Origin of the sequence: uncultured Ruthenibacterium sp. (assembly GCF_963558415.1) — a bacterium.
In the GTDB taxonomy this organism is placed as follows: domain Bacteria; phylum Bacillota; class Clostridia; order Oscillospirales; family Ruminococcaceae; genus Ruthenibacterium.
This window is the reverse complement of the sequence record NZ_CAUWGY010000004.1, coordinates 61,678-67,760: the sequence shown is the minus strand read 5'-3', so window position 1 is coordinate 67,760 and position 6,083 is coordinate 61,678. Positions and strand designations below refer to the sequence as shown.

Here is a 6,083-nt window from a genome sequence, read left to right as displayed (position 1 = left end):
CCCATCAAAATCGGAAGCGTATTCATCACCACTATTGGCCAAATCAGAGCCAGAAGTCCCAAAAGAATCAACAGCACTCCTGCTCCCACTGGAAGCCACTTCATCCGTTTCCAATCGCTCATGATCGAGATTCCTTCACTCTTCGTTCAGATCCAAATCCTCATTTTCCGATTCTTCCACGATTCCTGTGATATTAAACGTAGCTGAAAGCTTGTACTGGGGCACATCGCTGTAAGTGAAAGCCACACGATACGGTACACCAGGCTCCAGGCCCTCAAAAGTATACGTTTGCGTTGTTCCATCCGCTACCCAATGCACAGTGCTGATATACTGTGTGGTCTCATCGCCCTGTTTCCACAAGGAGAACGTGGCGTCTGTCCACTGTGTATCAACGCCATCTGTATAGAGCTCTCCACTGACTGTCACCGTAATGGAACCATTGGTAGTAAAATATCCTGTAGTCTTGTAGTTAGACGAAGCGTTTTTGAATGCACCTGCCAAAGTGTCCCCTGTGAGTTGCGTCACAAACGCATTGTTTTCTTCCGGCATCGCCATTCCTTCCGGCAAAGTGATCGATCCTCCGGCAGAAGCCTGCGTAATATCCTCCTGCGCAATACTGGTATCCTCTTCTTCTACAGCGGCCTCTCCCGAGCACGCAGTCATAGACAAACAGCAAATTAATGCGCTCATCGCCATCAGCACGGCCAATATCCGTTTCTTTTTGGTTTTCATCCAAATATTTCCTCCGGTCTTTGACTTTTTAAACAAAACTCGCTACAATGGGGGGTGTACCCGATTGTAGGCTGGAAAGATATCATGCCTATTATACTACATTTTTTAAAATATACAAACAAAAAATAAGGAGCTGTTTTATGGACCCCCTTCAACTTGTGCGTTTTGTAAAGCACGGCTGCGTCTGCTTTGAAAAAGACGATGTAGTGATTTATGTGGACCCCTATGGAATTGAGGACCGCCCTGCGGACGCCGATTTGATTATCATCACTCACAGCCATGGTGACCACTATTCCCCGCAAGATATTGCCCGCGTCAAAAAGGAGGATACCTGCTTCGCCACAACGTCTCAGGTGAGCCGCCTGCTTCAGTCCGATTTTGACATTGACCCGGACTATATCACCACTGTGACCAGCATTTCCCCCACTGTAGTATTTGAGTGTGGCGCTATGGTTACACCTTTGGTAGCGGAAAATAAAAATCACCCAGAAGGGTTTGGGTTTGGGCTTCTGTTGGAATTTGGCGATGTGCGCTGGTATTTGTCCGGCGATACCGATGTGCTAGACGATGATGTGCGCTGCGATGTACTGTTTGTCTGCTGCGACGGCGTTTGGAATATGCCGGATTATCTGAACACCATTCCTGCTCAGATTGAAAAAATGGAACATACTCCGGATCTCGTAATTCCTTATCATTACAGCGAAGCTGAAAACCCGGGCACTGGAAAAAACGGCGCCAAATTGTGTGAGGTATTACGCAGCAAGGGAATTGCTTGCAAGGAATGGAAAAATTCGAAATTTGGTTTTTAAAATAAAAAGGTCTCGCAATGCGAGACCTTTTTATTTTTATGTTGCACCATTCGCCGTTTGAAGTGCAGCGCACTCCGCCTGCGCCAGCTCCGGATATGCCGTGTTTGCAAACAAGTTCGCATATCGGTACAGCGAATATCCATAACCATTTTGCGCCAGTGTATTCACCATATCCGCTAAATTATGACCGCTTTGCCACTCCTGGCTGGGAGTACTGGACCCATCTCCATCCCCAATTCGGTACGCACCCAATCCAAAATACAGCGAAACGCTCTCATCTCGCGGCATTGCGGCCCACTCGGCCGCAATATTCGAAAATGCATACCGATCTGAACCACTCTGAAGCGTGTAATCATATCCCCAGTACACTTGCGGCATCACATAATCTACATAACCGGCAGTAGAAAGCCATAACCCGACATCGCTATACTGTCCGTTATAATTGTTATCATTATTCCCTTGAGGACTAATTCCAAAGTAAATTTCTCTGCCCAATTCCTCTCCAAGGAAATGAACGGTCTGGTACACCTTTTGTACCATCTGATTTACATTTTGTCTTCTCCAATCCGCCAATGTGAGGCCATTGCCCTCCGCCTCAAACTGGGCGAGATCGAAACTTTCTTCTGTGGTGGGATAGAAATAGTCATCAAACTGAATTCCGTCCACCTGATAATTGCGAATTACTTCTTCTACGCCGGCGCAGATATAATCCATTACTTCCTCATTGCCGGGGTCCAAATAAAGGCCTCCTGCAGCCTCTTTCACCCACTCAGGATGGGTTACTGACAGACTATCTGCCCCCGAGAGCTCGGGCGGCATCGTGTCATTGAGCCGAATCCGGTACGGATTGATCCAAGCTTCAATGGAAAGTTCTCTGGCGTGGGCCTCCCGAACAAAAATTTCCAACGGATCATATGCGGGGGCCTGCCCTTGCACACCTGTGACCAGATGGCTCCAGGGAAACAATTCGCTGGGATAAATGGCATCTGCAAACGGACGAACTTGCACAATGATGGTGTTAAGGCCCATCTCTTTACAGTTATCCAACACCTGTGTTACAGACTCTGTAAATGTCTGCTCATTGGAAGTATCCAAAAGCGGCCACTCTAAATAACTGAACCACATGGCACGATAATCTGCAGTCTGCACCGCCTGTCCTTCCGAGTTTGACCAATTCTCCGGCACACGGGTAAAGTCCGGTTTGGAAGATGCATCTTCCAAACCGGCGCATCCCGCCAAAAGCGCACCACATATCACAGCGCACAAAAGTATTTTTAACAAACGCAAGGAATCTCCCTCCTTGTCCCTATTTGTATGCGGGTGCAAAAGCCGTTATGCGAGCTTATCTCTCTCGTCGCAGTACAAAAGATAAGATAATACCAGTTGGATCACTGCAAATACGATGGCCAAACACGCCTTCAGTGCGGCAGGTAAGGCAACGAAACTAAACACCAACTGTACACCACCAGCTAAAAAAGTGAGGAACACCATGGTATGTACAGGATCGGCCTGTTTCCAATAGGGAACTGCAAAACAAGGCCAAGCCAAGGCACCGCCCAGTTTCGCTGGCACTCCCCCCATCAGTGAAAACACCACCAATGCCGCTGCCAACAGGCTAAATTTTCCTGTGCGTGTCTTAACGCCGGCAGTAGCTCCGGTCATGAGCATCATGGCTCCGGCCAAAAAAGAAGCAATATTAAACAGAAGCGCCGCGTAAATGCCTGCTAAGTACAAAGCTCCTCCCACGAGATTCAACGCCGAGGCCAGCACGCCCAAGGCATAGTAGGTTTTTTGCGTTACATTCAAACGAGGATTCATAGTCCATTCTCCTTTATTGGATTGATTGGGCAACGAGTTAAAACGATTCGTCCCATCTTGATGCGTGCAAATGCACTGCACAAAATTCAAAATAAACGCTGAAGGGTTCGAAAAAACAAATCCGCTTTCAAGTTTATACGGACCGGCCTTCAGGCAAGTTGTTCTCAGTATAACACAAAGCGTTCTTTGCGCCAACATAAGGATGGATTCCAAACAAAAAAGGGGCGCTACGCCCCTTTTTTTGAATTTTTGTTTTTAAACAAACTCACTGATGCGCCGAACGCAAGCCCGAACGCCATACCCAAAGCCAAATTATCCCACAACACGCCCAGCAAAACCCCAAAACACAAACCTAACGCAATGGAATTGTCTCCATCGTCTTGTTTTTTCTCAGAAGATGCTATGGTCGGTTGATCATTTTTCATGCGATGAGACCTCCAACGCCGATTGACTGAGTAACCCGGTCACATAGCTTCGATCACCTAATTTTTTTGCAAGGCGCTCCTTACTTCCCAGCCCCTGCCAATAACCATTCGCTTCTCGAAGATATTCTGCCGCTAAATCCGCAGCCTTCTCTGCCAACTGATCGGGTCCAGCATCTACATCTTTCTGCGTAAAAGGATCACGCCACTGATTTATAAATCCATCCTTCGGCATTTTGGCGGGGGTCATATGAGACTGTCCGTATCCCGGCTTATGTAAAATCAAACGTTCCACCAGTTTTACCAATATTTTTTTGCCGCCGCGCGGAGAGCAAAAAATTTGGTGTAACCATCGGAAATCGTGAAATGCGTCCGCCAATGCCTCCTGTGGAATGTCTACATCATAAACGTCTAAAAGACAAGCGCGGAGAAGCTCTACCCCCTCAGCCAGTTCGGTCGTATACAAACCGGGTGCCGCCGTTTGCGCCAAAACTGCAGGACTTCCCTGGTCTTTCTGATGAAAGTAGCTATCCATCGCGACCTCACAGAAGCCGTGCCCGTAATTGCGATCAAACTGACCACCTTTCTCCGTCTGTGCGGCTACGTAGGGATGCATTGTAGAGTCCGCTGCATAGTGCGTTAAAAATCCCATCGCATAGCTGCGCTGCGCGGGAGTCCATGCACGAAATACCAAGCTGCGCAAAAAATGGCCACACTGTTCCTCATGCATCCTATCGCCCAGTGCACTCATTGGATAAGGTTTGTTTTTAGAAAGTACCCGATATGCGAACAAAGGATCCGGGCCCTGCGCACCCATTTCAAAAGCGTTTTGGCTATGCACAGGCTGTCCCGAACGCTCCAACGCAATACGAGCAATTCGAATATGGGTATATGCCTCCGGCATGAAAAAGATCAGTCCTTTAAGATATTTAGGCAGCACAAAAAAGTAGGTAAAGCCGCCGATAATAAATACGATCAGAATGCTCAAAACACCCCAAGGCGCTGCTTGCGCTTCAACGGCTTCCGCCGACAGCGTCGCATTCTGGCTGCGAATTACATTGTATGCAACAGAAGAGGTAATGCCGACCAGCGTAGGTCCAATGATGGCCGAAAACTTTCCGAAAATATCATAGAATCCAAAAAACTCTCCCGTGCGAGTCTTATCGGGAATAATTTTTCCAAACATACTGCGGCTCAGTGCCTGAATACCACCCTGACTGGTGGCCACCAAAATCGCCAACACCCAGAAATGCCATTCCTTGCTGATGAAAAATGCAAAAACCGTGATAAAACAATACACACCGATTCCAACGCCTACCATAAAACGAGCTCCGAACCGGTCGGCCAGCTTAATATACATAAGGCAAAACGGCAAACCCAGCACCTGCACCAAAAGCAGCGCAAGCAGCATTTTGGTAGAATCCAAGCCCAAAGTGTCCCCGTAACTGGTAGACATGTGGATGACAGTATTTACACCGTCGATATAGAAGAAATAGGCGAGCAGATATACAAACATTCCTTTATGGCCATAGATCTCCCGAGCGGTGGCCGCCAACTTTTTCAAACTGCTTCGAACAGGATGTGCTTCTTTTTCATGGTAGCTCTTTTGCTCTACATTTTTCAAAAGAGGAATACTAAACACAAACCACCACACAGCGGTCAGTCCGAATGCAAAGGACATGCCAACCATCATGTCCACTCCAAACACACCTACCAGCAGCAAAAAAAGAAGCAGAGGAATGGTAGAGCCTCCAATGTATCCCATCCCGTATCCCATGGTGGACACATTGTCCATGCGCTCCGGTGTGGTCACATCGTTCAAAAAGCTGTCGTAATACAAGTTGGCACCTGCAAAACCGATGGTGCTGACAATGTACAACACCAAAATCAGCATTGCTACTTTTTCCATTTGCTGTGCCGTAGACAAATCCATCAAAGGAGTAAACGCCAGAAATGCACACGCCAGAACGCCAAGAAGCATAAACCCAAAAAACAGTTTCTTGCGATATCCTTTAAAATCACCAAATGCCCCCATAATCGGAGCCATGACCGCTACAATCAGCATCGCCGCGCTCGTGGCAAATCCCCAAAGGCTCATGCCTTGCTCGGTTGCAATGGTGTTGAAAAAAATTGGCAGGATGGTAACCACAATTACCGAATGAGCACTGTTGGCCCAATCGTACATCATCCAACTTTTTTCCTCTTTGGAGTACCCCTTCAAAAAGCCCACAATTGTACACCTCTTTTTTTATAATACCGTCTTAAGTGTAGCATTGCCAAAAAGAAATCACAACCGATTTTC

General features: G+C 47.4%; 6 protein-coding genes. 1 reads left to right on the top strand and 5 read right to left on the bottom strand.

Annotated features, from left to right (window positions below; translation table 11 throughout):
- Nucleotides 1-135: 135 nt before the first annotated feature.
- On the bottom strand, nucleotides 136-732 hold the full coding sequence (locus AB5H98_RS01520; RefSeq protein ID WP_367924149.1) for a hypothetical protein: 597 nt from the start codon (nucleotides 730-732) through the stop codon (nucleotides 136-138).
- A gap of 140 nt (nucleotides 733-872) precedes the next feature.
- On the opposite strand from AB5H98_RS01520, the gene AB5H98_RS01515 reads away from it, so the two are divergent.
- Nucleotides 873-1,541, top strand: coding sequence for an MBL fold metallo-hydrolase (locus tag AB5H98_RS01515; protein WP_367924148.1), 669 nt, complete (start codon nucleotides 873-875; stop codon nucleotides 1,539-1,541).
- Nucleotides 1,542-1,577: 36 nt separating this feature from the next.
- Here AB5H98_RS01515 and AB5H98_RS01510 read toward each other — a convergent pair whose 3' ends face one another.
- The 4 genes from AB5H98_RS01510 to AB5H98_RS01495 all read right to left on the bottom strand — a co-directional run bounded on the left by AB5H98_RS01510 (nucleotide 1,578) and on the right by AB5H98_RS01495 (nucleotide 6,011).
- A complete protein-coding gene (locus AB5H98_RS01510) occupies nucleotides 1,578-2,828 on the bottom strand; it encodes a glycoside hydrolase family 10 protein (protein WP_367924147.1) in 1,251 nt (416 codons plus the stop codon).
- A 45-nt stretch (nucleotides 2,829-2,873) separates the two neighbouring features.
- Nucleotides 2,874-3,359, bottom strand: a complete 486-nt coding sequence (locus AB5H98_RS01505) for a hypothetical protein (RefSeq protein WP_367924146.1) — start codon at nucleotides 3,357-3,359, stop codon at nucleotides 2,874-2,876.
- 227 nt (nucleotides 3,360-3,586) lie between these two features.
- On the bottom strand, nucleotides 3,587-3,784 hold the full coding sequence (locus AB5H98_RS01500) for a hypothetical protein (protein ID WP_367924145.1): 198 nt from the start codon (nucleotides 3,782-3,784) through the stop codon (nucleotides 3,587-3,589).
- The gene (locus AB5H98_RS01495; protein ID WP_367924144.1) at nucleotides 3,774-6,011 is read right to left on the bottom strand and encodes an MFS transporter; all 2,238 of its coding nucleotides are present in this window, start codon (nucleotides 6,009-6,011) and stop codon (nucleotides 3,774-3,776) included. The genes AB5H98_RS01500 and AB5H98_RS01495 overlap by 11 nt, the downstream gene beginning before the upstream one ends.
- Nucleotides 6,012-6,083: the final 72 nt, after the last annotated feature.